Origin of the sequence: Myroides sp. LoEW2-1 (genome assembly GCF_009767705.1) — a bacterium.
GTDB classification, from domain to species: Bacteria; Bacteroidota; Bacteroidia; order Flavobacteriales; family Flavobacteriaceae; genus Flavobacterium; species Flavobacterium album_A.
In genome coordinates this window covers 1-306 of record NZ_WSPP01000138.1, presented here as the reverse complement: position 1 = coordinate 306, position 306 = coordinate 1, and the positions used below count along the sequence as shown (strand labels likewise).

At 34.6% G+C, this 306-nt stretch carries 1 pseudogene; it reads left to right on the top strand.

The window, feature by feature from the left end:
• Positions 1 to 306 (top strand): annotated as a pseudogene (locus tag GOQ24_RS08845) (DDE-type integrase/transposase/recombinase); the annotation flags it as partial.

The following is a 306-nucleotide window of genomic DNA, read 5'->3' as shown; positions in this document are numbered from 1 at the left end:
ATTAGAAATTGTATGCCCACAAACAGGAAATATTAGTAAAGTAGAAGTTTTTGTAGCCACTCTAGGCGCTAGTCAATATACTTATGTAGAGGCTTGTGCAAGTCAAAAAGCCCCTGATTTTATAAAAAGTATTGAAAATGCATTACACTATTTTGGTGGTGTACCTAATTGTATTGTACCAGATAACCTAAAGTCAGCAGTAATTAAACCACACCGTATTGAACCGGAATTAAATCAGCAACTATTAAAATTTGCCATGCATTATGATACCACTATAATGCCTGCTAGGGTTAGAAAACCTAAGGA